General features: G+C 34.3%; 32 protein-coding genes and 1 pseudogene. 13 read left to right on the top strand and 20 right to left on the bottom strand.

The features are described from left to right. Positions 1-124: 124 nt before the first annotated feature. The 3 genes from ychF to H6F47_RS00390 all read right to left on the bottom strand — a co-directional run bounded on the left by ychF (position 125) and on the right by H6F47_RS00390 (position 1,857). A complete protein-coding gene (gene ychF / locus H6F47_RS00400; RefSeq protein WP_096571751.1) occupies positions 125-1,216 on the bottom strand; it encodes a redox-regulated ATPase YchF in 1,092 nt (363 codons plus the stop codon). Between the two features lie 39 nt (positions 1,217-1,255). Next, positions 1,256-1,456 (bottom strand): hypothetical protein, encoded by a 201-nt coding sequence (locus H6F47_RS27640; RefSeq protein WP_242027289.1) that lies wholly within the window; start codon positions 1,454-1,456, stop codon positions 1,256-1,258. Between the two features lie 83 nt (positions 1,457-1,539). Further along, positions 1,540-1,857, bottom strand: a complete 318-nt coding sequence (locus tag H6F47_RS00390) for a hypothetical protein (protein WP_096571749.1) — start codon at positions 1,855-1,857, stop codon at positions 1,540-1,542. A gap of 340 nt (positions 1,858-2,197) precedes the next feature. On the opposite strand from H6F47_RS00390, the gene H6F47_RS00385 reads away from it, so the two are divergent. Together H6F47_RS00385 and H6F47_RS00380 are read left to right on the top strand one after the other, a co-directional pair. Beyond that, positions 2,198-2,446: a hypothetical protein gene (locus tag H6F47_RS00385; RefSeq protein ID WP_190647236.1), complete on the top strand. Its 249-nt coding sequence runs from the start codon at positions 2,198-2,200 to the stop codon at positions 2,444-2,446. Continuing rightward, entirely contained in the window at positions 2,446-2,607 is a 162-nt protein-coding gene (locus tag H6F47_RS00380; protein ID WP_190647233.1) for a PIN domain nuclease, read from the top strand. The genes H6F47_RS00385 and H6F47_RS00380 overlap by 1 nt, the downstream gene beginning before the upstream one ends. A 327-nt stretch (positions 2,608-2,934) precedes the next feature. Here H6F47_RS00380 and H6F47_RS00375 read toward each other — a convergent pair whose 3' ends face one another. The 5 genes from H6F47_RS00375 to H6F47_RS00360 all read right to left on the bottom strand — a co-directional run bounded on the left by H6F47_RS00375 (position 2,935) and on the right by H6F47_RS00360 (position 4,226). Next, positions 2,935-3,132, bottom strand: coding sequence for a prevent-host-death family protein (locus H6F47_RS00375; RefSeq protein WP_096571745.1), 198 nt, complete (start codon positions 3,130-3,132; stop codon positions 2,935-2,937). A 14-nt stretch (positions 3,133-3,146) separates the two neighbouring features. Beyond that, a complete protein-coding gene (locus H6F47_RS00370; protein WP_096571744.1) occupies positions 3,147-3,395 on the bottom strand; it encodes a type II toxin-antitoxin system RelE/ParE family toxin in 249 nt (82 codons plus the stop codon). Between the two features lie 84 nt (positions 3,396-3,479). Then, entirely contained in the window at positions 3,480-3,821 is a 342-nt protein-coding gene (locus H6F47_RS00365) for a XisI protein (RefSeq protein WP_096571743.1), read from the bottom strand. Then, the gene (locus H6F47_RS28760) at positions 3,806-3,880 is read right to left on the bottom strand and encodes a hypothetical protein (RefSeq protein WP_347239052.1); all 75 of its coding nucleotides are present in this window, start codon (positions 3,878-3,880) and stop codon (positions 3,806-3,808) included. Before H6F47_RS28760 ends, H6F47_RS00365 begins: the two co-directional genes overlap by 16 nt. After that, entirely contained in the window at positions 3,846-4,226 is a 381-nt protein-coding gene (locus H6F47_RS00360) for a XisH family protein (protein ID WP_347239048.1), read from the bottom strand. Before H6F47_RS00360 ends, H6F47_RS28760 begins: the two co-directional genes overlap by 35 nt. A 411-nt stretch (positions 4,227-4,637) precedes the next feature. Here H6F47_RS00360 and H6F47_RS00355 point away from each other — a divergent pair, with 411 nt between their 5' ends. The 3 genes from H6F47_RS00355 to H6F47_RS00345 all read left to right on the top strand — a co-directional run bounded on the left by H6F47_RS00355 (position 4,638) and on the right by H6F47_RS00345 (position 5,849). Beyond that, on the top strand, positions 4,638-4,997 hold the full coding sequence (locus tag H6F47_RS00355) for a hypothetical protein (RefSeq protein ID WP_096571742.1): 360 nt from the start codon (positions 4,638-4,640) through the stop codon (positions 4,995-4,997). A gap of 81 nt (positions 4,998-5,078) precedes the next feature. After that, positions 5,079-5,420 carry a hypothetical protein gene (locus H6F47_RS00350; RefSeq protein ID WP_096571741.1) on the top strand — a complete coding sequence of 114 codons (342 nt, stop codon included), beginning with the start codon at positions 5,079-5,081 and terminating at the stop codon, positions 5,418-5,420. A gap of 12 nt (positions 5,421-5,432) precedes the next feature. Continuing rightward, complete coding sequence (locus H6F47_RS00345) at positions 5,433-5,849, top strand: hypothetical protein (RefSeq protein WP_096571740.1); 417 nt, start codon at positions 5,433-5,435, stop codon at positions 5,847-5,849. 197 nt (positions 5,850-6,046) lie between these two features. Here the strand turns inward: H6F47_RS00345 and H6F47_RS00340 are convergent, their stop codons facing one another. From H6F47_RS00340 to H6F47_RS00310, 7 genes and pseudogenes are all read right to left on the bottom strand, one after another. Next, positions 6,047-6,571 (bottom strand): transposase, encoded by a 525-nt coding sequence (locus tag H6F47_RS00340; protein WP_096571739.1) that lies wholly within the window; start codon positions 6,569-6,571, stop codon positions 6,047-6,049. A 391-nt stretch (positions 6,572-6,962) separates the two neighbouring features. Beyond that, complete coding sequence (locus H6F47_RS00335) at positions 6,963-7,199, bottom strand: type II toxin-antitoxin system HicB family antitoxin (RefSeq protein ID WP_190647231.1); 237 nt, start codon at positions 7,197-7,199, stop codon at positions 6,963-6,965. A 42-nt stretch (positions 7,200-7,241) separates the two neighbouring features. Beyond that, positions 7,242-7,586: a XisI protein gene (locus tag H6F47_RS00330; protein WP_347237708.1), complete on the bottom strand. Its 345-nt coding sequence runs from the start codon at positions 7,584-7,586 to the stop codon at positions 7,242-7,244. 224 nt (positions 7,587-7,810) lie between these two features. Continuing rightward, on the bottom strand, positions 7,811-8,059 hold the full coding sequence (locus tag H6F47_RS00325) for a hypothetical protein (protein WP_190346693.1): 249 nt from the start codon (positions 8,057-8,059) through the stop codon (positions 7,811-7,813). Then, on the bottom strand, positions 8,059-8,247 hold the full coding sequence (locus H6F47_RS00320; RefSeq protein ID WP_190346694.1) for a hypothetical protein: 189 nt from the start codon (positions 8,245-8,247) through the stop codon (positions 8,059-8,061). The genes H6F47_RS00325 and H6F47_RS00320 overlap by 1 nt, the downstream gene beginning before the upstream one ends. Before the next feature lie 79 nt (positions 8,248-8,326). Next, positions 8,327-8,668, bottom strand: coding sequence for a XisI protein (locus H6F47_RS00315; protein WP_096571743.1), 342 nt, complete (start codon positions 8,666-8,668; stop codon positions 8,327-8,329). Continuing rightward, positions 8,653-9,072 (bottom strand): annotated as a pseudogene (locus H6F47_RS00310) (XisH family protein). The gene H6F47_RS00315 and the pseudogene H6F47_RS00310 overlap by 16 nt, the downstream one beginning before the upstream one ends. A 311-nt stretch (positions 9,073-9,383) precedes the next feature. Here H6F47_RS00310 and H6F47_RS00305 point away from each other — a divergent pair. Then, positions 9,384-9,788 (top strand): hypothetical protein, encoded by a 405-nt coding sequence (locus H6F47_RS00305; RefSeq protein WP_137669228.1) that lies wholly within the window; start codon positions 9,384-9,386, stop codon positions 9,786-9,788. Between the two features lie 36 nt (positions 9,789-9,824). Next, a complete protein-coding gene (locus H6F47_RS00300) occupies positions 9,825-10,340 on the top strand; it encodes a hypothetical protein (RefSeq protein ID WP_137669227.1) in 516 nt (171 codons plus the stop codon). Between the two features lie 199 nt (positions 10,341-10,539). Here H6F47_RS00300 and H6F47_RS00295 read toward each other — a convergent pair whose 3' ends face one another. The 3 genes from H6F47_RS00295 to acnB form a co-directional block, all read right to left on the bottom strand. After that, positions 10,540-11,271 (bottom strand): MAE_28990/MAE_18760 family HEPN-like nuclease, encoded by a 732-nt coding sequence (locus H6F47_RS00295; protein ID WP_190346695.1) that lies wholly within the window; start codon positions 11,269-11,271, stop codon positions 10,540-10,542. Continuing rightward, a complete protein-coding gene (locus H6F47_RS00290) occupies positions 11,268-12,365 on the bottom strand; it encodes a DUF262 domain-containing protein (RefSeq protein WP_190647229.1) in 1,098 nt (365 codons plus the stop codon). Before H6F47_RS00290 ends, H6F47_RS00295 begins: the two co-directional genes overlap by 4 nt. Before the next feature lie 177 nt (positions 12,366-12,542). Further along, entirely contained in the window at positions 12,543-15,107 is a 2,565-nt protein-coding gene (gene acnB, locus H6F47_RS00285; RefSeq protein WP_190647227.1) for a bifunctional aconitate hydratase 2/2-methylisocitrate dehydratase, read from the bottom strand. A 232-nt stretch (positions 15,108-15,339) separates the two neighbouring features. Between acnB and H6F47_RS00280 the strand changes: the two genes are divergently transcribed. The 3 genes from H6F47_RS00280 to H6F47_RS00270 all read left to right on the top strand — a co-directional run bounded on the left by H6F47_RS00280 (position 15,340) and on the right by H6F47_RS00270 (position 17,720). Further along, positions 15,340-16,650 (top strand): ATP-binding protein, encoded by a 1,311-nt coding sequence (locus tag H6F47_RS00280; RefSeq protein ID WP_190647225.1) that lies wholly within the window; start codon positions 15,340-15,342, stop codon positions 16,648-16,650. Positions 16,651-16,652: 2 nt separating this feature from the next. Then, positions 16,653-17,369 (top strand): RloB family protein, encoded by a 717-nt coding sequence (locus tag H6F47_RS00275; protein WP_190647223.1) that lies wholly within the window; start codon positions 16,653-16,655, stop codon positions 17,367-17,369. 117 nt (positions 17,370-17,486) lie between these two features. Continuing rightward, on the top strand, positions 17,487-17,720 hold the full coding sequence (locus H6F47_RS00270; protein WP_190647221.1) for a hypothetical protein: 234 nt from the start codon (positions 17,487-17,489) through the stop codon (positions 17,718-17,720). 178 nt (positions 17,721-17,898) lie between these two features. On the opposite strand, the gene H6F47_RS00265 is transcribed toward H6F47_RS00270, so the two are convergent. Beyond that, a complete protein-coding gene (locus H6F47_RS00265; RefSeq protein WP_137666297.1) occupies positions 17,899-18,276 on the bottom strand; it encodes a hypothetical protein in 378 nt (125 codons plus the stop codon). Positions 18,277-18,804: 528 nt separating this feature from the next. After that, a complete protein-coding gene (locus tag H6F47_RS00260) occupies positions 18,805-19,878 on the bottom strand; it encodes an FAD-dependent oxidoreductase (RefSeq protein WP_190647219.1) in 1,074 nt (357 codons plus the stop codon). An 87-nt stretch (positions 19,879-19,965) separates the two neighbouring features. Here H6F47_RS00260 and H6F47_RS00255 point away from each other — a divergent pair, with 87 nt between their 5' ends. From H6F47_RS00255 to H6F47_RS00245, 3 genes are all read left to right on the top strand, one after another. Then, positions 19,966-20,808, top strand: a complete 843-nt coding sequence (locus H6F47_RS00255; protein ID WP_137666295.1) for a YaaW family protein — start codon at positions 19,966-19,968, stop codon at positions 20,806-20,808. Further along, positions 20,790-22,121: an O-antigen ligase family protein gene (locus H6F47_RS00250; protein ID WP_190647217.1), complete on the top strand. Its 1,332-nt coding sequence runs from the start codon at positions 20,790-20,792 to the stop codon at positions 22,119-22,121. The genes H6F47_RS00255 and H6F47_RS00250 overlap by 19 nt, the downstream gene beginning before the upstream one ends. Before the next feature lie 300 nt (positions 22,122-22,421). Continuing rightward, a complete protein-coding gene (locus tag H6F47_RS00245) occupies positions 22,422-25,253 on the top strand; it encodes a hypothetical protein (RefSeq protein ID WP_190647215.1) in 2,832 nt (943 codons plus the stop codon). Positions 25,254-25,258: the final 5 nt, after the last annotated feature.

The raw sequence follows: 25,258 nt of genomic DNA, 5'->3' as shown, positions 1-25,258 counted from the left end.
TAAGTCCTATTAATTTTGAAGATTGAGATCCCCGACTTCTCTTATTATTCTATTTTGAGAAGTCAGGGATCTGAATTTCATCTATCACCTATCGCCTATCACCTATCACCTATCACCTCTTTATCTACACATTAAATCGGAATAACATTACATCCCCTTCTTTAACAATATATTCCTTTCCTTCACTTCTCACTAAACCTTTTTCCTTTGCAGCATTCATTGAACCATGAGTGACTAAATCATCATAAGCAACGGTTTCTGCACGAATAAAACCCCGTTCAAAATCAGAGTGAATCACACCTGCTGCTTGAGGTGCAGACATTCCAGCATTAATAGTCCAAGCGCGGGTTTCTTTAGGACCAGAAGTGAAATATGTCCGCAAACCTAACAGAGTATAAGTAGCACGAATTAAAGATTTTAAACCGCCTTCTTTTACACCTAAAGATTCGAGAAAATCGGCTTTATCTTCCTCTGGTAATTCTACTAATTCTGCTTCCACTTGAGCAGAAACTATGACAACTTGAGCATTTTCTGTAGATGCAACTTCTCGGACTTTTTCTACAAATTCATTACCCGTTGCTAAGTCATCTTCAGAAACATTAGCAGCGTAAATAATGGGTTTATTTGTCAGTAGTCCTAACCCTTTAATAATGGCGGATTCTTCTTCATTTAAACTTACTTGACGGACTGATTTACCTTCATTTAAAGCTGCTGCTAATTTTTCCAAAACAGTAATTTCAAATTGTGCATCTTTACTGGTGCGTGCTTGTTTACGAGTGCGTTCAATGCGTCTTTCAATTTGCGCTAAATCTGATAAACCCAGTTCTAAATTAATAGTTTCAATATCTCGCACTGGGTCCACAGAACCGGCAACATGAATGATATCATCATTTTCAAAACAACGCACCACATGAACTATGGCATCAACTTCGCGGATGTGGGATAAAAATTGATTTCCCAAACCTTCACCTTGACTTGCACCTTTTACCAAACCAGCAATATCCACAAATTCCACACGCGCAGGTATAATTTGTTCAGAATTGGCAAGTTTGGCGAGAACATTTAACCGGTCATCTGGTACTGAGACAATGCCAACATTCGGTTCAATGGTACAAAAAGGAAAGTTAGCAGCTTCAGCTTTAGCGTTAGCGACTACAGCGTTAAATAAGGTTGATTTTCCGACGTTGGGAAGTCCGACTATTCCGGCTCTTAGCATTTTAGATTTTTAGATGTTGAACTGCAATTATAGGATAATTCAAACAGGTTTCGGGATGGTTTGGGGAATGGGTCCGGGTACTGTTTGCGGTATGGGTTGGGGTATGGTTTGGGGAATAAGTCCGGGAACGGGTTCTGGTACTAGTTCTGGGAACGCAGGAGGAATGTTTGGTTGCGTGGGTGGTTCGGGTTTTGGTAGGGGTTGGGGTTCGGGTATGGAAATGGCACAGGGATAAGTCATGGTCATTTTGGCATGATGCGACTTTCCCAAGCTAGATGATACCTTAATTTATTGGCATCTTCCTAAATGGTTATACTCAAATTTTAAGGATCACGATTTTCCCACAATTCTAACAACCCAACTGTTCCTACAAAAAATGTATAAACTGCATATTTGATGGGGTTGTGATTTTTAGCAGGTGCATAAATAGCGGCGATGATTCCTTCAATAAAATGCGCTGCTAGGGCAATGTGAGCAAGGATTAAAACGGGATTTAATACAGTTGGTAATTGGTGGCTAGTTGTGATTGTTTCGATGTTCCATATTTCTAATCCCATTCCCGCAGTAATTAAGGGGATGGAGATAAATTTGATGATGGTGAATAGTTTTTGTTTGCTAGATTTGATGTCTTTAAAGTTCATGTTGTTTGATTTTTTCAACTAAGAATATTCTACATTTTATCTCATTAAATTATTTATTAATTCATCAATTCTTAAAAGCTCCTGAGTAATTTGCTGTACCGTATTTAGTTCAGTTGCCGGATCAGGGGAAACGCATCTAAATTATCTTGACAAAATACCATATTAGTGAATCAAGATAGAAAAATATCTAATTCCATTCAAAATCTGATTAATTCCTTAGACATCTCCGAAAAAGAATTAAATTATGGTATAACAAGGTAAGATCGTGTATCTACCCTGAGATTATGAGCAACATAGTTGAGTATAAATAGTCAGGTCAAATTAATCAAAGGTAACAACTATGACTCAAGCAATTGATCAACATATAATTCAAGAAAATATCCTATTAGATAAATTTAGAAATCTAACCATTGAAGAACAACAAACTATTTTAGATTTTGTGGAATTTATGTACAGAAAAAAAAATAGATTACCAGAAAATCAAGAAGTTTCTGCTTATGATTTAGCTAAAGAATGGGCTGGATCTGTAGATAGTGGAATTGGTGATTTATCTACAAATAAGAAGTATCTTCAAGGATTTGGTAAATAATGAAATCGAAAATTATTATAGATACTTCTCCTTTGGTTGCTTTTATTGATAAAAGTGATAATTTTCATCTGTGGACGGTAGAAACATGGAAAAATTTATGTCCTCCTTTATTGACTTGTGAAGCGGTTATTGCGGAATCTTGTTCGGTAAGCTACCGCTAACGCACTTCCATTATCCCTAAAAACAGCGATCGCATTTCATTATACCTACATCAAAAAGGCGTTGACCGTAGAGTCTAATAAGCGTCGTAGAGCAACATGATTGACTTGCATATAAAATCCTTTAAGTTGTTGGTTTATATACAATAATATCAATAGTTATACTACTATTATTAGATATTATTAGATGAGTTGTGTAAATTTATATGTACTTTTATTACGAAAATGTATTAAAGGTGAGTCCATCCAGACCCACCCTAACCTAAATTATACCAAAGCTGCTTCTCCTTACTAACTACCCTACCCTCATCCTCAAAACCGGCAATTTGCTCACATTAACAACATACTTTTTACATCTTCTAAAGACATTGAAACGCTATCTTTATCTTCTTCCTTAGCATCTCTCAAATCTCGTAAATCTTCCAAATCTTCTAACAATTCCTTAATCTTCAAAAATTCCTCATAAGGTAAAACAGCAAATTGTTTTTCACCATTTTTTATTAAAAACTCAGGATGTAATTCAATCATTTTTTTAACTCCTATTACTCATAAGCTTTACTACGATGCTTAACCCTATACACGATTATAGTTTGTTCTTCTAATTCAAACAAAACTCGATAATCACCAACTCTTAAACGATATTCTGGAGTAAAATTTGTTAAGTGCTTCACATCTCCTTGTAAATCTTCTTGCATTGCTTCAATTTTATTGATAATGCGTTCTCTGTCATTTACAGAAATTTTCTGTAAATCTTTAATCGCTTTAGGTTTAAATTCTATTTGGTACTGCACATATTTTAACCTTTTTCAAAACATTAAGGTGAGTTCATCACAGACCCACCTTAACCTAAATTATACTAACAAAGTTTTCCTTTATTAAGCCACAGCAAACTCTGTAAACTTCCGAGTTTCAGGATCATGAAAAGCTAAAACAATATCTTCTTTTGGTACACCTTCCCTTAATAATTCATTTGCAATACCTTCCTCTGTCCAATCTTCCTCAATATAAATTTTATTGTTTTTAATTCTTACATGAACATGAGTTGATTTGAGTCTTTTATCTTCTTTCCAATCAACTGTTAACCAAAGATAATGATCATGGTTTTCATCAAATACTAAACAGGTTTCAGAATTATAATCAGGTGATTGATGAACTAATTGATCATATTCTGTAAGGATTTTCTTGATTAATTCTCGGTATTTTATGATTTTATCCATGATACAATTTCCTCCTTTTTATCATTAAAAACAATAAAATTCATTTGATGGCGTTGAATTACTGCTTGAATTGATTTCCTTTGAAAGAACGTAATTAAAGACTGAATTTTTTATTGCTAAATAAAGTTCATAATCTTTGTGAGAAAGTTCAAGAAAGTCACGATAGAGAAGATATTGACCTAAAGCATTTTGAAAGTCATTCATTGGTGAAGGATTGATAAAACTTTTGATTTCAACAACAATTCTCCGGTTTTGTTGTTCTGCTAATAAAGTTTTTTCTGCTAATAAATCAGCATAAAGGTTATCATCTTCATATTCAAGTGTATAAGAATCAGCTAAAATTGTCCAACCATCTTTGATTAAAGCATTTTTAACTACATCGTGGTAGATATCTTTCGCTGGCATTTTTACCCTGTATGTTAAGTAGTTATTTTGGCTAGTTAATATAATTATACTAATTTATTTAATAGGCGATCGCATTTCATTCTACTTATATTAAACAGCGATACCTTCGGTAAGCTACCGCTAACGCAGTTCCATGATCCCTGAAAAAAGCGATACCTTCCGTAAGCTACCGTGATCGCTCTCTCATCCTACCTACATCAAACAGCGATCTTGACCTCTCCCCCAACCCCTCTCCTGCAAGGAGAGGGGAGTAAATCTTCCTCCCCCTTCCCTCGTAGAGAAGGGGTTTGGGATGTTGGAGGAATGCGATCCTACTTAAAATTACAATAAATATATTGACACATAAATTACATCTGTGATATACCTGATTCTATCATATCTAATTTAATCAAATCTACTAGGGGGTATTTAATGTCAAATTTTGGATATTACTCTATTAAAAATGCTCTCAGCAAAGCTTTAGAATCTTTGCCAGATTGGAAAAGTTTAAACCCCTTTGAGAAAGGACAGCAAATTGATAAATCTTTTAAATCTCTCTTGAAAGATTTAATGGAACAATTTAAAATGAAGCCTGGTGTTGATTATGTTGATAATTTAGGCGATACTGAACCAATTACAGATTTTGTTGCTTTGTCACCAAAGGCAGATGATTTAATTCAAGGATTGTTAACTGGTAAAGTAGTAGCTATTTCAGAACATAGTAGAATTAGCAAATTAGGTAATCAATTTACTGTTAAAGCTCATTTTCGTGATCTGAGAAAGTCAGCTTAAATAATATTTATTCAATTTGTTGTCTGATATTTTAGACAATGCAAAACAAACTATATTCCAACAACTTAACAGGTAACATCAATGTTTGCAGAAAAGCCGAAATATTTTGAAGATGGAAATTTTATCTACGAGTGTAAATCTTCTCCTGATAATTTAAATAGTCCTATTAATCAAGGTAGTCTCAGAAAATGGATTAATGACTTAAAGAAGGTCTTAAAAAGAAGACAACCTACCGGCTTTCGTTATATATTTCCTGTGAATCGGTTAGATGAAAATAACAAAAGTCTTTTAGAACAACTGAAAACAGAATTTCCCAAGATAGATATACAATATTATGATTGTGATTCAGTTGATAGACTTGTAAAATCCCTGGAAAAAGTCAATAGTTTACCTGAATTAGTTGAATATATTAAACAAGCATAGGAATTAATATTTATGTCTCAATCTCTTCATTTTGCAAAACTTAAATCTTTTACTGAAGAGTTTACCAAAGATAGAAAACATGATGATATTTTACAAGAGTTAAAGAAAACTTTGGAGAAAGAAGAAACCGAAAATATTGATGAAACACTAGACAGTAAATTTACTGAAGATATAGAGACTGAATCTGTTATGATAAATGCCTCTATACCCGAAGTAAGTAAATTACTCACACGTGAATCAGAAATTTTATTACACCCTAAATCACAACATTACTTTGTTAATGAAACAATATGGGAGGTTATAAAAGAAGTTATTTTTAAAGAATCTAAACAAGTTGAACAAAAGGAAGATTTTTTTAGCATAGCAGAAGACTATGTAAAACTTAAAGAATATTTTGACAAAAAAATGTTAGTTTTTGAGGCTTCATAAATTTAGATAGTGGCACAGGCTTCTAGCCTGTGAACCTGCTAAAATCAAACCTGTGAACCTGCTAAAATCAACCCTGTGAAAATCCAAAAATCAACCCTGTGAAAATTTAAAAATCAAGCCTATAAAGTATTTTTAATTCTTTTTAGTGGATAACAGGCAGGATGCCTGTTCCACAATTCAAAATTAAATTATTTTAACTAAAATTCCTCCCATAAAAAACGATAATCTTCAGGAGTTTCTACTAAATTAGCTTTAACCGGATTTTCCCGAATATAATTCCAAGTATTCACAAACTCTTGATGATTTCTCATTATCCGATCATATCTTTCATCTTGCCACACAATGCCAATATGCTTCATAACTTTGGGAATTTGCTTAGAACTATAACTTTTAATGCTATGTACAATAATGCTTAAAGACCAATATTCATTTTCTGATTTAGATAAAGGCTGCATTAACCAATGAACATGATCTGGCATAATTGCTAAAGCAAAAGTACGATATCTAATTTGATTTTGATTTTGATTTTGACTAGCATCAAAAAATAAACAACAGTTTAAAACTGTTTGCCTTGCTTCATTATTTAATTCTAACTTATCCCAAGTTTTAAAAGTGACAAAATAAACAGATCCCGCTAATTCCCAATGGGGTAAACATCTTTTTTTGATGTCTAGTTCTGGATTATTTTCCACAGGTAAAAGTTTAGATTTTTCTATTTCCATAGTTTTCAGATGATGTTGTTCATGATATTTACAGTATATCTAAAGTCACATAATTATAGTTAATTAAGTTAAGTGGCACAGGCTTCCAGCCTGTGAAAATGTGAAAATCAGACCTGTGAAATGATTAAGTTTAATTCTTGTAAGTAGAGGTTCTTCGGTACTTTTTATGGAGAACCCAGTTCAAAATCATTGAAAGCCTTATTGTGTCGGCATTTCATTGAAAATATTGGGGCATAATCGTTTATGACCTTTACCCCGTAAGGGTTTTGTTGTTATCAATCTTCGATTACCATAAAATCTACGCAAGAACCTAAGTAGATAACAGGCAAGATGCCTGTTCCACAGTATTTTACTATATATTTCAGGTGAGTCCCTTCCTCAATTCATAGATTTATGATTGTTTTTCCTGTTCCTCAACTAACAAAAATTCATGTAATTCATTGATGGAAATAGGAGATTTATAAACATTATCTTCTGATTCATAAACATTTTCAAAAGATTCAATTGCTTCCTTTAATTTATTAACTGCATCTTCTTGAGTATCTCCCTGTCCAACAATACCATTTTCTAAACACAAACCTACCCAATAACCAGAACTTTGTCTGAGAACAACTGTGTAAAAGTTCATTTTTGTTTTCCTATAGATTAAATTTAGGATCAAGAGAAAGTATTAAGCAATAGCAAACTCTGTAAACTTCCGAGTTTCAGGATCATGAAAAGCCAAAACAATATCCTCTTTTGGTACACCTTCCCTTAATAACTCCGTTGCTATTCCTTCCTCAGTCCAATCTTCCTCAATATAAATCTTCTCATTTTTAATTCTCACATAAACCGAAATTGCTTTCACTCTTTTACGATTTTTCCAACCAATATTAAACCAAAGATATTGACTTCTTTGATCATCAAACATTAACACCTCATCTATATCAGGATCAGGTACTTGTGCCGAAATTCTTTCATATTCAGTGAGGATTTGTTTGATTATATTTTGATAATGGTTTAATTTGTCAACTATTAAAATATTTTTTATTTCTGTTAATGATACTTCTGTTAAACATACTGAAAGATTATCTTTCTCATTAGCATCTTGTATATTTTCCAAATATGCTAATAATTCCTCAATCTTCAAAAATTCCTCATAAGGTAAAACAGCAAATTGCTTTTGACCATTTTTTGTTAAAAACTCAGGATGCAGTTCTATCATTTTTTCACCTCTTTATATCCATAAGATTTTATAAACTAATCATCTGCTAAAGTTTCCAACTCATCAGAAATCAAATTTTGCCAATCTTCATCACAATGGGAATGTAAATGAATTGATGCTACTAATAATTCTGAAAATATTTTACCCTTTTGGCGATCGCTTAACTCAGAAAGTTGTAATTGATTAACTAAAGAAAGAACATTTTGGCATTCTTCCTGTAATTCCAGGAGTAACTGGTTCAATGTAGAATTTTCACTGCTGATTTTTTGATTTGCGAGTTTCATTAGTTTTTACCTAACCTTTTTAACGCTTGTTTGATACCTTGTTCAAAAGCTATAATTTCCTTTTCCCAATGGTTAATTAAACCTGTGTCTGGAAATTCTTTCTCTAATTCTAGCCTAATTTTTTCTTGGTGTTCAGCAATACGAGATTCCAAAGATGATATTGCTTTCTTAAAATGACTCTTCCCCATACAATATAACTTATAAAGTCCAGGTGAGTCTATCAAGACCCACCCTAACCTACATGATATCAAAAAAAGCCTGTTATTATTAAGCCACAGCAAACTCTGTAAACTTCCGAGTTTCAGGATCATGAAATGCTAAAACAATATCTTCTTTTGGTACACCTTCCCTTAATAACTCATTTGCAATACCTTCCTCTGTCCAATCTTCCTCAATGTAAATTTTATTGTTTTTAATTCTTACATGAACATGAGTTGATTTGAGTCTTTTATCTTCTTTCCAATCAACTGTTAACCAAAGATAATGATCATGGTTTTCATCAAATACTAAACAGGTTTCAGAATTATAATCAGGTGATTGATGAACTAATTGATCATATTCTGTAAGGATTTTCTTGATTAATTCTCGGTATTTTATGATTTTATCCATGATACAATTTCCTCCTTTTTATCATTAAAAACAATAAAATTCATTTGATGGCGTTGAATTAATGCTTGAATTGATTTCCTTTGAAAGAAAGTATTAAAGACTGAATTTTTTATTCCTAAATAAAGTTCATAATCTTTGTGAGAAAGTTCGAGAAAGTCACGATAGAGAAGATATTAACCTAAAGCATTTTGAAAATCATTCATTGGTGAAGGATTGATAAAACTTTTGATTTCAACAACAATTCTCCGGTTTTTTTGTTCTGCTAATAAAGTTTTTTCTGCTAATAAATCAGCATAAAGGTTATCATCTTCATATTCAAGTGTATAAGAATCAGCTAAAATTGTCCAACCATCTTTGATTAAAGCATTTTTAACTACATCGTGGTAGATGTCTTTCGCTGGCATTTTTACCCTGTATGTTAAGTAGTTATTTTGGCTAGTTAATATAATTATACTAATTTATTTAATAGGCGATCGCACTTCATTCTACTTATATTAAACAGCGATCGCTCTTCCATTATCCCTGAACACAGTGATACCTATGGTGAGCTTCGCTATCTCTCTCACAAACCATAACCAAACAGCGATCGCCTTAATTAATTCTGGTAATATTGTATTTCTGCGGTATTAGTTTCTGAAGACAATTTTAGTTTATGATCACCTTGTCTTGATTTGTCAGGAGGTTAAATAGGTTGTCGTCTGATGAGCTAGAATATATGGAGATTGTTGAATCTGATATTATTGATGATACAGTCGAGGTAGGTAGTGGTTGTGAGTGGAGAGGTACAGGAAGCGAACCGCAATGGGATAATCCCAAATCAACTAAGGCTTATGATCATATTATCCGTCATCATGGTGCAAAGTTAAAACCTAGTAATTTACAGGGTAGAGCATCTAGTAAAAATCAAGATCAAGGACAATGGTTAAATGATCAAGATTGGTTGAAATTGGAAAAGTTAATTCCCAAGTATTATGGAAATTATACTATTAAATTTAATCGTCCCATTGGTAGAGTATATCATACTGATGGCAGTGTTACAGAAAACGTAATTTATGCTCTAATTGGGAGAAATCCAGATGGTACAATTAAATATGCTTATCCGATAGTAAAGCCTAAATAAAATTAATAAAATTAATAAAATTAAGGAGTAATAATAATGAATAAAGTTGAGCAATTTAAAATCAGATTAGCAGAACGAAATTTAGAAAATTTTGCTGATCCTCCTGACGATCCTTTAGGAGAATTATCGCCTTTTGAATTAGGGTTAAGAATGTTCTGTTATGAATATGATCATAAAGTGATTGTAGAAATAGGGGAAACAAAATTTAATGTATTTTTTGACCCAGATATTTGTATGTTATTAGAGGAGAGATTAGCTGAACACATAGGAGATTTACACAGGGGTAAAACTATTCGTTTGGACTTTGTTGAAAGTTATTGGATCATGATTAAATTTGTACCTGTTGGTAATGAAATTAGTTGTTATTTAAGGGAGGTTGGTTATTCAACTGAGGAAAGATTAGTGATGTTGAATAAACAGCAAGTTGTGGATGAATTAAGGCGGTTTTTAACTGAATTGATGGATATGGCTGCTAATTTGGGTTATGTTAGTTTGGAGGATAAGGAGGAATTTATTAAACCTGCTTTTAGTGATTCCAAGGTTTTGGTATAGCGATCGCACTTCATTCTACCTACATCAAACAGCGATCGCTCTTTCATTATCCCTGAAAATAGCGATACCTACGGTAAGCTATCTCTTCGAGTCCCGTCAGGGATACGCTAACGCACCTGAACCATACCCAAAATGGCGATCGCATCCCATAATTTCCAAAAAGCAATGTATACTTTTATCCTGCGAGACTTTATATACCCTAACTATTTTCACTATTTTGCACATTAATCTGTAAATACTCTTTATTTGATATATAAGTTTCTACATTTTTTAATATTTCTCTTAAATAACAAATAACTCTTTTTTGAATCTTCAATAACTCATCAGCAGTAGCATCTCTACCAACTTCCTCAAATGACTTAAAACCATGTCCTAAATCATTTCTATTAGTTTTAATTGTCAGTAGATCAATCCCATCTCTAGTTTTGCTCTTATTAGTTTGGTATGAAAAACCATAAATTTTGGCAGTATTTCTTATTTCTTGTGCATCTACATTACCTGAAAATAGTCTTTTCTTATTTTCTTTCTTCACCAGAGCATCAAAGGTAACTGATACAATATCAACCGAAATATTTCTAAGATTTATCAAAAGAGAATCTGTTGATTGAATATCTTTATCCCTGACATGATTAATAACAATCTTTTTAATTTCTTCTCTCACGTCATCGAAAGAAACTCTTTGAGTTTTTAATTCATCAAAAATTGTTTCAATTGCATTACGCATTGTAGCTTCTACTAGGTTGTAGAGTAACAAATATCCTGTCGCTTTAAGAGTCTTTTCTAAATCATCATCTATTGGTTTTGTTTTGATATTGTTAGAATTACCCATACTTAATTGAATTGAACCTTGATCTAGGTTTTTTAAGAAGTAAAAATATTTACTAACTTCTTTGGCGCGTTCATCAAAATTTTGAAATAATGTACTTTTCATGAATTACCTAAAAGCTGATCACGAACATATTCAATACGACGAATGACTTTATTTTGAGAACTACTAGCATCAGATTTAGTTAATTTTTTAAAATCATCAGAATCTAAAAAAGCAGTAGATTTTGGCACTAAATTGGGATTTTCTCTTAACGCCAAAGCAATACCTACTGTAATAGATTCAAACTTAATTCTAGTTGTAGGTTCATAGCAGTCCTTAGTTTTTCGATAAATATGTAAAGAATTGGAGCAATATTTTTCTATAAATTCTAACATCACATAAAATTCATTTCTCATATCATTTATTTTTTGTAAATCAGATTTATTTTCCTGCTTTAAATATTCATCCAAAAATTCATGAACTTTGTTATCAAACTTGCCATAATTTTGATAATTATTTAAAAAGGCAAAAAAACGTAATACATATTCTTGTGGATCTCTTTTGTTAATTTCAGTGTCAGTAAAGGAACATAAATCTCTAAACAGTTGATTTTTTGAAAGTTCTTCAATTAAATCAAGACACTTTCCTGGTTGACCTCCTCTACGTTTCTCCATTGCGTTTAATTCAAGACTTCCAGTATTAATTCTCTCGAAAAGATCCCTTCTAATCTCTTCATCTGCTTCTTCTGTTAATTGAATCATTCTAATAGTAGTTCTGTTAAAACGTCGTTGGCGTGGTAGTGGTAAATCTTGAAAAGTAAACCCATTCAGATGTTGTAATTTTTTAAGATTCTGTAATTGTAGTTGGTTTTTAATAAACTTAGATAAAGTACGAATACGTTGCGTACCATCTATAATTTCTAAACGGGCTAAATCCTCTGATCCTGATATATCCGCAACAAAAATATAAGGTATTGGTAAGCCTAACATTAGAGATTCTATAAATTTTGATTGTTTATCTTCATCCCAAGACATTTCTCTTTGATAATCTGGAATAAAAATTTCATTTTCACCTTCCTCTTCTCCATCTAAATATTTTTGAACAATTATCTCAATGGGGTATTCTAAAGTGTTGTAGTCAACACGCTTTGTTTTTTCACGGATTTCTTGTTCCGCATTTTCTTTGCGTTGATCTGTAATTTCTATTTGAGTTACCATATTTGACAATTTATTTTTGTTAATGTTTACAATTAGAGTTTTTTGATTGAGTGAATTAATTACATTTTACCACTGAAATAGGTGAATTTAGCTAGAGTAAAAAATCTTAATAATTGATGATTGAATATCAACGTCTTAAAATCAAGGTGAGTCCATCAAGACCCACCCTAACCTAAATTACACCAAAGCCGCCTGTTCCTCCTTACTAATTACCCTACCCTCATCCTCAAAACCAACAATTTGATCAAAATTCAAATAACGATACAAATTATCCGCAAAAGGATGGATTTTCTCACCCACAATATCCAAATATTCCTGCACATTAGGAATACGCCCCAACAACGCACAAACTGCCGCTAATTCTGCCGATCCTAAATACACTTGTGCGCCATTTCCCATGCGATTATTGAAGTTACGAGTAGAGGTAGAAAACACAGTAGTATTATCTTCCACTCTCGCCTGATTTCCCATACACAAACTGCATCCAGGAATCTCAGTTCTCGCTTTTGCACCTACGAAAACATCATACACACCTTCTACCTTTAATTGGTGTTCATCCATTCTTGTAGGAGGTGCGATCCATAACCTTGCTTTTACCTCTCCTGCACCTTCTAAAACCTTGGCAGTTGCCCGATAATGACCGATATTTGTCATACAAGAACCAACAAAAACTTCTTGTACTGGATCATTAGCAACTTCCGATAATAACTTAACATTATCAGGGTCATTGGGAGCAGCAACAATTGGTTCTTTGATTTCATTCAAATCAATTTCAATTATTTCTGCATATTCCGCATCTCCATCGGCTGATAATAACACAGGGTTGGCTAACCATGCTTCCATTTTTGCTACTCTTCTCATGATGGTTCGCGCATCAGAATAACCCCGTGCTACCATATTTTTTAACAGGGCAATATTTGACCGCAAATATTCGGCAATGGTTTCTTCACTCAATTTAATTGTACATCCAGCACAAGAACGTTCTGCAGAAGCATCTGTTAATTCAAATGCTTGTTCTACTTTTAAATTGGGTAAACCTTCAATTTCCATGATCCGTCCAGAAAAAACATTTTTCTTGTTCTTTTTCTCGACGGTTAATAATCCTTTTTGGATGGCAACATAAGGAATAGCGTTAACAATATCTCTCAAAGTTATTCCTGGTTGCAATTCTCCTTTGAATCTTACCAAAACTGATTCTGGCATATCTAAAGGCATTACACCCAATGCACCTGCAAACGCAACTAACCCAGAACCCGCAGGAAAGGATATACCCAAAGGAAAGCGCGTGTGAGAATCTCCTCCTGTTCCCACTGTATCCGGTAATAACATCCGGTTTAACCAGGAGTGAATGATACCATCACCAGGACGCAAAGCTACACCACCACGAGAGGAGATGAAGTCTGGTAATTCTTGATGGGTTTTAATATCCACTGGTTTGGGATATGCTGCGGTATGGCAGAAACTCTGCATTACTAAGTCTGCACTGAAACCTAAACAAGCAAGTTCTTTTAACTCGTCTCTTGTCATCGGTCCTGTAGTGTCCTGAGAACCGACTGTAGTCATAATTGGTTCGCAAGATGTCCCCGGACGTACACCGGGTAAACCACAAGCCTTCCCGACCATTTTTTGCGCCAATGAGAAGCCTTTTCCGGTGTCTGCTGGTTGTTGGGGACGAATAAATAATTTGCTGGGTTCTAAACCTAATGCTTGACGGGTTTTGTCGGTGAGGGTACGTCCAATTAATAGGGGAATGCGTCCACCAGCGCGAACTTCGTCTAAAATGGTGTCAGGTTTGAGGGTGAAGGTGGCAATCACTTCTCCTGCTTTGGTAATTTGTCCTTTGTAGGGGTAAATTGTGATTACGTCACCGGTTTCCATTTTGGTAACATCGCATTGTATGGGTAATGCACCTGCATCTTCGGCTGTGTTAAAAAAGATAGGTGCGATCGCCCCACCTAAAATATAACCTCCTGCCCGTTTGTTGGGAACAAAGGGAATATCATTACCTAAATGCCATAATACAGAATTGATTGCAGACTTACGAGATGAACCGGTACCGACTACATCACCGACGTAAGCAACAGGATGTCCTTTTTTCTTCAAGTCTGCAATGGTTTCTAAACTTCCCGGTTGACGGGTTTCTAACATTGCTAAAGCGTGAAGGGGAATATCAGGACGGGTGGTAGCGTGGGTTGCGGGTGATAAGTCATCGGTGTTAGTTTCTCCAGGAACTTTGAAAACCGTAACGGTGATAGCTTCGGGGAGTGTGGGACGAGAAGTAAACCATTCTGCTGCTGCCCAAGAGTCTACCACTTTTTTGGCGTATTTGTTGGTTTTTGCTAGTTCTAATACATCATGAAACGCATCATAAACCAATAAAATTTTACTTAATGCTGTGGCGGCGCTTTCTGCTACAGAGGAACTGAGTAAATCAATTAATGATTGTACGTTATAACCGCCTACCATTGTACCTAGTAATTCTACTGCTTCTAGGGGAGAAACTAGGGGACTGGTAATTTCTCCTTTTGCAATAGCTGTGAGAAAACCTGCTTTAACGTAAGCTGCTTGATCTACTCCGGGGGGTATGCGATCGCGTAATAAATGTAGTAATAACTCTTCTTGTCCTTGGGGGGGATTTTTGAGTAATTCACATAATTCTGATGCTTGTTTTGCATCTAATGGTAAGGGGGGAATACCTAATTGGGCGCGTTCTTGGGTATGTTGTTGATATTCTGCTAACATGATTTAGCTTTTCTCCTGCAATGTCTTGTTTTCTTTATTTTATTGTAAAGGAATTGTTACAGGAGTTACGAATGGACGAAATTTGTTATCTAAAGATAAAAAAATAAAAAATAAATTATAATTTCATAATAATATTGGTATATGGAGTTGTTACTCTGTCCAAAATATGTTTTAATTACAACTGGTTACTAAAGTAGACAAACTAATATAAGCAAAGGAGGAAATTCAATTCATGCTCATAGAATTTCAAGTAGGCAATTTTCTATCTTTTAAAGAAATAGTTACTTTTAGTATGGTTGCTTCTGAAATAAATAGTCAAGAGGAAGAATTAAATGATAATCATGTATTTTCAGTCAATGAAGAAGTAAAATTACTGAAAACAACAGCTATTTATGGTGCAAATGCTAGTGGAAAAAGTAATTTAGCTAAAGCATTTGGATTTATGAGAAACTTTGTGATTAATTCTTCTAAAGAAATGCAATTCACAGATAATATTCCGGTTGAACCTTTCAGACTTAGTACAGAAACAGAAAATAAGCCCTCATTTTTTCAAGCAACTTTTTATCTAAATAAAAGAATTTATAAGTATGGTTTTAAAGTGTCTCAAGATAAAGTAGTTAAAGAATGGCTATTTTTTCAATCTAACATTAAAGAATATCAACTATTTCAAAGAGATGGTAACAAATTTAAAATAAATAAGAAATCTTTTCAAGAAGGATTAAATTTAGAAGAAAAGACTAAGCATAACTCTCTTTTTGTTTCTGTCGTAGCACAATTCAATGGTAAAATTTCTGCTGAAATAATCAAATGGTTTGCTAGTTGTCAAGTTATATCTGGTTCAGGAATACACGATGATTTTTATAAAAAAGTTACTTTAAAATTATTTGAATCTCCTTTAATCAAAAAAGATAGTATTAAATTAATTAAAAATTTAGATTTATCAATTCAGGATATTAATATTACTAAAGAAAAACTATCTTCAGAAAATTTACCATCATCCATACCAGATGAATTGAAAAGTATGATTATCCGATCATATTCGGATGAATTATCTAGCATCCAAACATCTCACGAAAAATATAATGAAAATGGTGAAAGAATTGGATTTGAAAAATTTGATTTAGAAAAAAATGAATCTGAGGGAACGAAAAAACTATTTTATTTTTCGGCTTTACTTTTAACCGCTTTAAGATATAGTCAAGTTTTAATTATAGATGAATTGGATGCAAAATTACATCCTATCATTACCCATAAAATTATTGAGTTGTTTAATTCCAAAAAATATAATCCAAAATCAGCACAGCTTATTTTTATGACTCATGATACTAATTTGCTTAATCCTAATCTATTTGGTAGTAGATTATTAAGACGAGATCAAATCTGGTTTACAGAAAAAAATCAACAAGGAGCAACTGATTTATATTCTTTAGCTGAATATGATGATATTGCAGAAGATGATCCATTGGAAGCAGATTATATTCGCGGAAGATATGGAGCAATTCCCTTTATTGGTAATTTTAAAAATTTATTATCTAATGATTAAAAATGGCAAGACAAAATTCAAAAAACAATACAATGTACTCCCCAAGGAAAGTAAGTGGTAGATCAAAAGAAAAAACATTTTTGATTGTTTGTGAAGGGGAAGAGACTGAACCGAATTATTTTCAAGGTTTTCAGGAAATAGCACACACTAAGAGAATCGCATTTATTAAAATTAAAGAGGGGGTTGGAGTAGGAATAACAGTAGTTAAAACAGCTAAACAATTAAAAGAACAAGGTAATTATGCAGATGATGAGGTTTGGTGTGTATTTGATAGAGACTTAAAAAAGGAAAACAATAACCAGCAAAATTTTAATGAAGCAATTAAATCAGCAATAGAAAATAAATTAAATTTAGCTATTTCTAATGATGCTTTTGAACTATGGTTTTTATTGCATTATGAATATTATCAAAGTGAAACTCATCGAAGTAATTATAAAAATATGCTAGGTGCAAGAACAAGATTGGGTGAAAAATATGAAAAAAATTCTGAAACTATGTATGAAAAACTCAAAGATAAACAGTCTAATGCTATTAGGTTTGCTAAAAAGCTTTGGTTAAGTCATTGTAATGCACAGGGAGTAAATGATCCTAATAATTTAACTATAGAAGAAAGAATAATAATACACAATATTAATCCATCAACAACAGTTTATCAATTGGTAGAAAAACTTAATGATGTCATTTTCCCAAAACCACCAAAAGAACCTAATTCTGACTGATTCAGACAATTTAATCCTCAAAAATAAATCCATCCTGAAAATCCTAAAATCCTAGACATCCTGATTCTGACAATATGCTATAATTAGTCAATAAATAGATATCAAGGAACATCAAAAATGACCACAAACATCCACTTTCAAGCAAAAGTAAATCACGGTAAAATCGAAATTCCCCTGGAATATCAAGAAGAAATAAACAGCGCGGAAATAGTCGAAATTGTGATTTTACAACCTATCCCCAAAAAGAAACAATTCCCAGCAACAGGAATAATTAATAACTTAACTGCAAACCCCATCAAAATTGCTAATTTTCAACCACTGACTAGAGAAGAAGCAAATGAACGGTGGTAAAATGACAAAATACTTTATTGATTCCAATATTTGGCTTGATCGTTTTATCTTAAATAGTAGTGATTCCAACGCCATAAAAAAAGACTTTTTCAGTAAACCCTATTGAGTGAGATCCCAGACTTCTGGAAAAAGCCAGGGATCTGATGATAGTCGAAAGTTGTCTAGGAATTAACAGAAATCAACCAAACCAGTTAGAAGGTTGAAAACCTGGTTGAATTGTTTCACAAAGGTGTTGACTAATAAACTCTGCTTTTGCTTGCATGATTGAAAAAATCCCTTGGTGAATCAAGTTTTGTAGATGTAATTTTTGTTCTAAAGGATTACGGGATAACTTGTGATTGAAAAAACTCTCTTTGGGATTTTCAGCTAATAATATTTGAGTCTCAGAAACTCGACTATCAACACCAGGAAGACGATCAATTACAAAAGAAATTAGCTCTTGACGTAAATCAGGAACTGCAAAAACCTGTTGATAAGGTTGGTAGGGGTATGTATGCAAAACACTTTCAATTTCACTAATAACAGATTGCTGTGTTAACTTAACTACGGTTTTCATTTGTTCTTATCTCCTTTTCCATGCAAATAAATGATTGGTGCAACAAAACATTTATCTCAATAGCAATTTGGTAATGATAAGCAGTGATCACCCTTTCCCACACCATACCCGACACCCCCAATTCAAGATTTAATCTTGGCAAGATATCAGATGATTCAAAGTTGATGATATTTAGTTGTAATTTATACCTATTTAAAGATGTTATTTTCAAATAGGAATCCAGCTACTGCTTAATTACCGATGTTAGAGCTATACAAATATAATTATTTCATATTTACGCTATTTTGGTGAAAAACTACACAAAACGCAGCATAAACTATTAGGGATCAATTTTATTTACCTTTATTTACAAAAAATTTTGTTAATTATGCTTAACCTGAAAGTAAAGTTAAACTCACAATAAGATTTACATTACCTCTGATATTATTTCTATATGAAGCTGCTCCTAATTATGCCCCCGTCTGTGGGCTTATTTTGTCTTTCCCCAGAATTATATTCTGAGGGAAAAATTAAAGTGTAATTTACATATTAAAAAAATCTTAAAAAGTCCACATCTTCCATCAATAGATGTTGCAGTTGCTGATCAATTTCAGCAGCAGCAGCTAATCCCGAAACCATTGCTCCTTCTACCAAATTTCCGCCACACCAATCACCACAACAAACTAAAGGTAAAGGAGTATTGGCAGATAAACAAGGTATATCTAAAGGAGTACGAGGAAAAGCATAACGCCAACGATGTACTTGCATCCATTGAGGATTTTCTAACCAGGGAAGTGCTAAATTTTCTGCTGCTTTTTGCAACATATCATTACCAACAGGTTGTAAATCTTGGGTTTCTAGATGTTGTTGAGCGAACTTGGCGCTACTTTGTAACACAAAATGCGGTGGTTGTGATTGGGGACGCTTGCTACTATCGAATCCAATCCATGCTAAATCAGCATGATCATTAAAAGTTAAAGCTTTCCAATGGGGTAAGGGTTGAGAGTTGGGGGAAAATCCCGCCATGACACTAATACAAGGGTAAAACTCAACAGAATGCAAACTATCGAAAAAATCAGCACCCAATAAACTTTTACCCAAAGGCGCTAATAAATCTCCAGCTTGGGGTGCAGGAATAGCAACTATTAAAGCCTTGGCGTTTAATTGTTTATTATTGTCTAAAGTAAGACACCAAGCATTTTCTTTGGTAAGATTAATCTTGATCACACGCTGATTAAATAAAATCTCTAAACCAGGAGTGAGAAATTTAGCAATACTGTTCATTCCCTCTGGTGCAACATAACGCGGACTACAGTTTGCTGGTTGAGATATACCTTCAGTGATGGAAAATTCATAAACTATATCTGTCCAAACTTTCAGAACTTGCCGATTTTGCAATAAATCCACAAATTTACTGAATAATTCACCCTTTGGCTTGAGATAACAAGCACCATGATCCGCCCAAGTTCCCTGTAAACGCCGAGTAGCAACCCTTCCCCCCACACCACGAGATTTTTCCACCACTAAAACCCCATAACCAGCTTGACGTAACCGCTGGGCGCAAACTAAACCAGATATACCCGCACCAATAACCGCAATATCAGTAAGATGAGAATTTGACATATTTCACAATTCAACCTTGACAATAACTATTAAAAGCTAATAGTAGAATAGGGTACAGACTAGCAGCATGGAAGGGAGGATGGGAAATTGGATGAACTAAGGGCGGTACTAGAGTTAGCCACCGAAGAAGAACTACAAGACTTAACAGCTATTCTGTTTAGTCGCAAATTTAATCCCCTAGATTATGTTCACACACCCGAACCCATCGTAGTGCAAAGCCAAGATCGTCAAGCTTGGTTAGATGCAATAGAAAACCGCTTTCGCTTTTTAGCGGCTGATGGGATCACGGTATTACGGGGGCGCACTGATCAAGTAACTTACCGACAAGCATTAATTCAAGTATGTAAATATTTGAAAATTCCTTATTATGACGATTTAGCAACCATTGATTTAGAAGCAGAGGTATTTTTGCATCTTTTAGGAAAGGTGTGGAAAAAATTGCCAAAACAAGAACAACAAAAAATTGCCACTAAAATACAACGTCAGTTATTATCATCAGAGGAGCAAAAACCATTACCTCTGTCATTACAAAAAGATCCTTTAGGATTAATTTTCAAAGGTGGTAGTGCTTTAGCTGTAACTTCCGTGATTCAGCCTTATGTACTTCAACAAATTGCCCGTCAATTTGCCATTCATTTAGCTACCTATCAAGTAGCCAAAGAAGCCGCAATTACAGGTACACAAGTAGCCAGCAAACAGTTTCAAAGCTATGTCACAGCACAAATGGCGCGAAGGGGAATGACTGTAAGTGCAGCCCGATATAGTGCAGTTCGCACAGTATTTGCTGTTGTCGGACCAATGATGTGGGCTTGGTTTTTTGCTGATTTAGGTTGGAGAGCGATCGCTACTAACTATGGTCGCATTATTCCTACTATTTTCACCCTCGCGCAAATTCGTCTCACCCGTGCAGAATGTTGGGAGTTAGCTTGAACAAGGCTTTTTATCATCCTGATTCTAGTTTGCAACCTGCGTGGAACAGTCTTCAATTTGGGTTGCTTGTTTTCCCTATCAATCCATTTTTGGGGGCTGTAACTATTTGTTTGGCATCATTAATAACTTGGGCGAAAAAATACCGCACCATTAGCCAAAAACCCCTACACAAAGGATTTGCAATTTTAAGTTTATTGTTGTTGATAACTACCGGGTTTGCCTCTCATAAATTAGAGGCTTTCCTGGGTTTATTCAACTTATTACCTTATTTTTTTGTATTTGCCGGCTTAACTTCCCTAGTTCAAACACCTGCTCAATTATGGCGAATAGCTTGGATTATGATCATAGGTTCTTTACCTGTGGTAATTATCGGTTTTGGACAATTATTTTTAGGTTGGAGTTTTAAAATACAATTTCTTTGGGTGTTAATAGATTTGACAATTGCCCCTGGAGGAGATCCACCCGGACGTATGGCTTCTGTGTTCATGCACGCCAATACTTTAGCCGCTTATTTGGTGACAATTTTTATTTTGGGTTTGGGTTTATGGCTAGACAATTATCAAAAACTCCAACAAAAAATCCCACAGAAAATCACAACTAATTACCATCCCATTATTTTCTTAACAATAACAGTAATTGCTAATTTCTTAGCTTTGATTTTAACCAACTCTAGAAATGCTTGGGGAATAGCGATTATTACCTGTTTAGCTTATGCTTTATATCAAGGTTGGCGGTTAGTTGTCGCTGGTTTTTTGAGTATTGCCACTAGCATATTGTTAGCAGCTTTTGCACCAGAAGCGATCGCTCAATTTTTCCGTCGTTTCGTTCCTTATTTTATCTGGGCGCGGTTAAATGATCAAATGTTCCCTGATCGACCAGTAGCATTAATGCGAAAAACCCAATGGGAATTTGCTTGGAATTTAACACAACAACATCCCTTTACAGGTTGGGGTTTACGCAGTTTTAGCGGACTTTATAAAACCAAAATGCAAATTGATCCTGGTCATCCCCATAACTTATTTTTAATGTTATCAGCAGAAACCGGTTTAATTACCACTTTGTTATTTTGTGGGTTACTAATTTGGATTTTAATTACTTCTAGTCAAATTCTATGGAAATCAGAATCTTTAGAACCAGAAAACAGAATCATCTTTTTTAGTTATTTATTAGCCTTTATCGGATGGATAATATTTAATACCGTAGATGTCACAACATTTGATTTACGGTTAAGTACATTATTTTGGGTATTTTTAGCTGCCCTATGCGGTGTATGTTATCAGTATAAGTCACGTCATCATACCAATTCTATGTGAGGTTGCGCTATATTTCCGTAGGGGCAATTCATGAATTGCCCCTACCATGTATAATTTGTTGTAATTTGAAAACAATCGTTACAATACTTAATTTAATCGTGTAAATATTTACAATTATAGGACTTACGCATTGACAGGATCAACCAAATATGAGGTATGGGTTTCGGGCATTTTAACGTGATTTTTTAATTATTTTTGGGCGATAGCGAAGCGCTGCTGCAAGCAGTTCGCTATTGATCGGAAGTTAATCGCCAAAAGCCTGAAACGACGGATTTTCGTTCATGCACTAAGTTAACTGTCATGCCAGGACAGCAGTTAAAACTCGAATCTAAAGAGATTTTTGGGAAAAATGCCAATTTTGCTCTTGAAAGTGAGCAAAACCTACCTACAGGCAATTTAGACAGCGATGGAACATTAATTTTTAAACCTTCCCCCTCACAAATTGGCAGTTATGATTTTACCTTAGTCGCTAGAGATGGTGGGGAAGTGACAACTAAGAAATTTAATTTATCCGTTGTTGCTGATACAGAAACAACAACGAGAATTAGCGGTGTAATTCAAAATACTGATCAAAAAGCCTTAGCGGGAGTTAAAGTTAAAATTGGTGATATATCTACTACGACTAATGCTGATGGCTCATTTATTTTAACAGTACCTCCACAAGGTAAAGCATTAATAATTGAACCTGGCCAACAAGTCAATAATGTTGTTTATCCATCTATTGCCGAACCATTGCATTTATTATTGGGACATGATGTTTATGCAAATGTGAAAAATGTTATTGACCGTCCCATTTATTTACCACCAATTGATATTAGTAATGCCCAAACAATTGACCCAACAATTACTCAAACTGTTACCAGTGCAGCTATACCGGGTTCAGCAGTAGTAGTTGCTGCTAATACTTTATTCGATCAACAAAATCAACCCTATACAGGACAATTAAGTATTACCACAGTTCCCACAGAACTTACTCCGGCCGCATTACCAGAAAATCTGCGTCCTGATTTGGTGGTGACAATTCAACCAGGGGAAATGACATTTAATACTCCTGCACCTTTGAGTTTACCAAATCTCGCTGGATATGCACCTGGTACAGAAATGGATTTATGGTCTATTAATCCTGTAACTGGAGATTTTGATGATGTGGGTACAGGTCGAGTTAGTGACGATGGAACTGTAATTAATACCATTAGTGGTGGTATTCGTAATAGTAGTTGGCATTTCTTCGCACCACCCGCACCAACTCCTAATGATCCTGATGCTGATGACCGCAACCCAGATGATGGTTGTGATGAATGTAAAGCTACAGCACCGGGAAATTCAGAAGTAGAATTACACTCAGGGGCGGTGATAGAAACCCATGATTTAGTACCTTATCAATCTTTAGGAATTAGTCGAGGTATCAGTTTACGTTATGATTCAGAACGAGCAGATGCTAGACCAATTTTGCATTTTGGTTATAACAATGTGCCGAATGATTCTAATTTGAGATTGATGGCTGAGTTAACAATTAAACGGGGTGATTTTAAGTTAGAAGTACCGGGTTTTGCTGGAGGTAAATTTGGATTAGATGGCGGGGAAAATTTCTGGTCAATTCCTAATGGTGGTGGGAAGATTGATGCTGCACTACAGGCAGATTTGAGAACTTTAGATTCAGGTCGTTATGATTATGATTTAACCACTGGATTAATGCGATTAAATAATAATCAGTTGAATGGTTCTACTTCTACCAGTAAGGGTAAATTCCTACATATTAATACTGTAAATAGTGCTTTTGGTAGTGGTTGGGGATTAGCTGGTTTACAGGAAATAGTTGTTAATGCTGATCAGTCGGTAATTATTATTGATGGTAATGGTAGTGAGTTATTGTTTGAAAAGAAAGCAGATAATAGCTATAAATCACCAGTAGGCGATTTTTCCACCTTAGAACGTTTAAATGATGGTACTTTCCGCAGGACATTGAAGGATCAGACAGTTTATACGTTCAATGGGGAAAATCTGTTAACGAAAATGCGCGATCACGTTGGTAATGAAACTCAGTATATCTATGAAAATCGCCGGTTAATGAAAATGGTTGATCCGGTAGGTTTAGAAACTACTTTTACCTACAGCAATAATAGAATTATAGAAATAAAAGATCCGGCTGGTCGTAGCACTAAATTAACCTACGATACTAATGGTAATTTAATCAAAATTACAGATCCCGATGGGACAAGTCGTACTTGGGAATATGACCCTAATCATCTGATGATTTCTGAGGTTGATAAGCGAGGAAATAAAGAACAGACATTCTATGATTTTGCAGGAAGAGCAGATCGAGCTATTCGTAAAGATGGTTCAGAATTAGATTTTGATCCTGTACAAGTGCAAGGTTTATATGCACCAGATAAAACTATTGATCCTGTAAATGCACCTTTTGCTGTTCAGTTGGGAAATGCTGCTTCTACCTATACAGATGCTAATGGTAAGAAAATAGTCAATAATCTTGATAAAGCCGGGCAAATAGTATCATCTTCTGATGAAGTTGGTTTATTACCTGCTGTGGAACGGAATGAAGATAATCTGGTTACTCAACAAACTGATGCAAGAGGTAACATTACTTCATTTACTTATGATGATAATGGCAATGTTTTGAGTATTCAAGATTCTCTGTCTTTTAACACACCTAATGCGGGCGGTAATGTGTTGATCGTTAATGGAGCAAGTGGTAGTTCTGAACCACAAACAACATCTGATAGTACAAATAACATCAAGACACTATTACAAGAAGCGGGTTTTCAAACGACCGTTGTTGATAGTTTGCCCACTGATTTAACTGGATTTTCAGAAATTTGGGATATTCGGTTTACCAATAGTCAACCGATTACGACGACTGAATCAGCCCAATATTTGTCTTTCTTAAAGTCAGGAGGAGAATTATTTGCGATCGGCGAAAATTCTAATTTCTCAAATCGTAATAATTCCTTACTCAGTTTTATCAATCAAGCTGGTGGTGGACTCCTAAACTTTACTGTTCCTAATTCAACTCAGCAAATTAGTGGCATTTTTACAACCCCGAATACTATTCCTGATGGCAATGTTACCTATGCCAATCCAGGTGGAGTAGCTGGTTCAGGCAATGGACAATAGCAAAC

This window comes from Sphaerospermopsis sp. FACHB-1094 (assembly GCF_014696195.1).
Taxonomy (GTDB): domain Bacteria; phylum Cyanobacteriota; class Cyanobacteriia; order Cyanobacteriales; family Nostocaceae; genus Sphaerospermopsis; species Sphaerospermopsis kisseleviana.
Note: the sequence above shows the minus strand (reverse complement) of the source record. Positions and strands in the feature narration are given on the sequence as shown.

Bases quoted from the DNA above. Each gene is read 5' to 3' on its own strand.
- H6F47_RS00365 (WP_096571743.1), bottom strand. From the start codon at position 3,821: ATGGATAAAATCATAAAATACCGAGAATTAATCAAGAAAATCCTTACA.
- H6F47_RS00390 (WP_096571749.1), bottom strand. From the start codon at position 1,857: ATGAACTTTAAAGACATCAAATCTAGCAAACAAAAACTATTCACCATC.
- H6F47_RS00245 (WP_190647215.1), top strand. From the start codon at position 22,422: ATGCCAGGACAGCAGTTAAAACTCGAATCTAAAGAGATTTTTGGGAAA.
- H6F47_RS00380 (WP_190647233.1), top strand. From the start codon at position 2,446: ATGAAATCGAAAATTATTATAGATACTTCTCCTTTGGTTGCTTTTATT.
- H6F47_RS00270 (WP_190647221.1), top strand. From the start codon at position 17,487: ATGACCACAAACATCCACTTTCAAGCAAAAGTAAATCACGGTAAAATC.
- H6F47_RS00250 (WP_190647217.1), top strand. From the start codon at position 20,790: ATGTTGGGAGTTAGCTTGAACAAGGCTTTTTATCATCCTGATTCTAGT.
- ychF (WP_096571751.1), bottom strand. From the start codon at position 1,216: ATGCTAAGAGCCGGAATAGTCGGACTTCCCAACGTCGGAAAATCAACC.
- H6F47_RS27640 (WP_242027289.1), bottom strand. From the start codon at position 1,456: ATGACTTATCCCTGTGCCATTTCCATACCCGAACCCCAACCCCTACCA.
- H6F47_RS00360 (WP_347239048.1), bottom strand. From the start codon at position 4,226: ATGCCAGCGAAAGATATCTACCACGATGTAGTTAAAAATGCTTTAATC.
- H6F47_RS00315 (WP_096571743.1), bottom strand. From the start codon at position 8,668: ATGGATAAAATCATAAAATACCGAGAATTAATCAAGAAAATCCTTACA.
- H6F47_RS00260 (WP_190647219.1), bottom strand. From the start codon at position 19,878: ATGTCAAATTCTCATCTTACTGATATTGCGGTTATTGGTGCGGGTATA.
- H6F47_RS00280 (WP_190647225.1), top strand. From the start codon at position 15,340: ATGCTCATAGAATTTCAAGTAGGCAATTTTCTATCTTTTAAAGAAATA.
- H6F47_RS00325 (WP_190346693.1), bottom strand. From the start codon at position 8,059: ATGAAACTCGCAAATCAAAAAATCAGCAGTGAAAATTCTACATTGAAC.
- H6F47_RS00340 (WP_096571739.1), bottom strand. From the start codon at position 6,571: ATGGAAATAGAAAAATCTAAACTTTTACCTGTGGAAAATAATCCAGAA.
- H6F47_RS00345 (WP_096571740.1), top strand. From the start codon at position 5,433: ATGTCTCAATCTCTTCATTTTGCAAAACTTAAATCTTTTACTGAAGAG.
- H6F47_RS00350 (WP_096571741.1), top strand. From the start codon at position 5,079: ATGTTTGCAGAAAAGCCGAAATATTTTGAAGATGGAAATTTTATCTAC.
- H6F47_RS00305 (WP_137669228.1), top strand. From the start codon at position 9,384: ATGGAGATTGTTGAATCTGATATTATTGATGATACAGTCGAGGTAGGT.
- H6F47_RS00320 (WP_190346694.1), bottom strand. From the start codon at position 8,247: ATGGGGAAGAGTCATTTTAAGAAAGCAATATCATCTTTGGAATCTCGT.
- H6F47_RS00385 (WP_190647236.1), top strand. From the start codon at position 2,198: ATGACTCAAGCAATTGATCAACATATAATTCAAGAAAATATCCTATTA.
- H6F47_RS00275 (WP_190647223.1), top strand. From the start codon at position 16,653: ATGGCAAGACAAAATTCAAAAAACAATACAATGTACTCCCCAAGGAAA.
- acnB (WP_190647227.1), bottom strand. From the start codon at position 15,107: ATGTTAGCAGAATATCAACAACATACCCAAGAACGCGCCCAATTAGGT.
- H6F47_RS00335 (WP_190647231.1), bottom strand. From the start codon at position 7,199: ATGAACTTTTACACAGTTGTTCTCAGACAAAGTTCTGGTTATTGGGTA.
- H6F47_RS00295 (WP_190346695.1), bottom strand. From the start codon at position 11,271: ATGAAAAGTACATTATTTCAAAATTTTGATGAACGCGCCAAAGAAGTT.
- H6F47_RS00290 (WP_190647229.1), bottom strand. From the start codon at position 12,365: ATGGTAACTCAAATAGAAATTACAGATCAACGCAAAGAAAATGCGGAA.
- H6F47_RS00300 (WP_137669227.1), top strand. From the start codon at position 9,825: ATGAATAAAGTTGAGCAATTTAAAATCAGATTAGCAGAACGAAATTTA.
- H6F47_RS00265 (WP_137666297.1), bottom strand. From the start codon at position 18,276: ATGAAAACCGTAGTTAAGTTAACACAGCAATCTGTTATTAGTGAAATT.
- H6F47_RS00375 (WP_096571745.1), bottom strand. From the start codon at position 3,132: ATGATTGAATTACATCCTGAGTTTTTAATAAAAAATGGTGAAAAACAA.
- H6F47_RS00355 (WP_096571742.1), top strand. From the start codon at position 4,638: ATGTCAAATTTTGGATATTACTCTATTAAAAATGCTCTCAGCAAAGCT.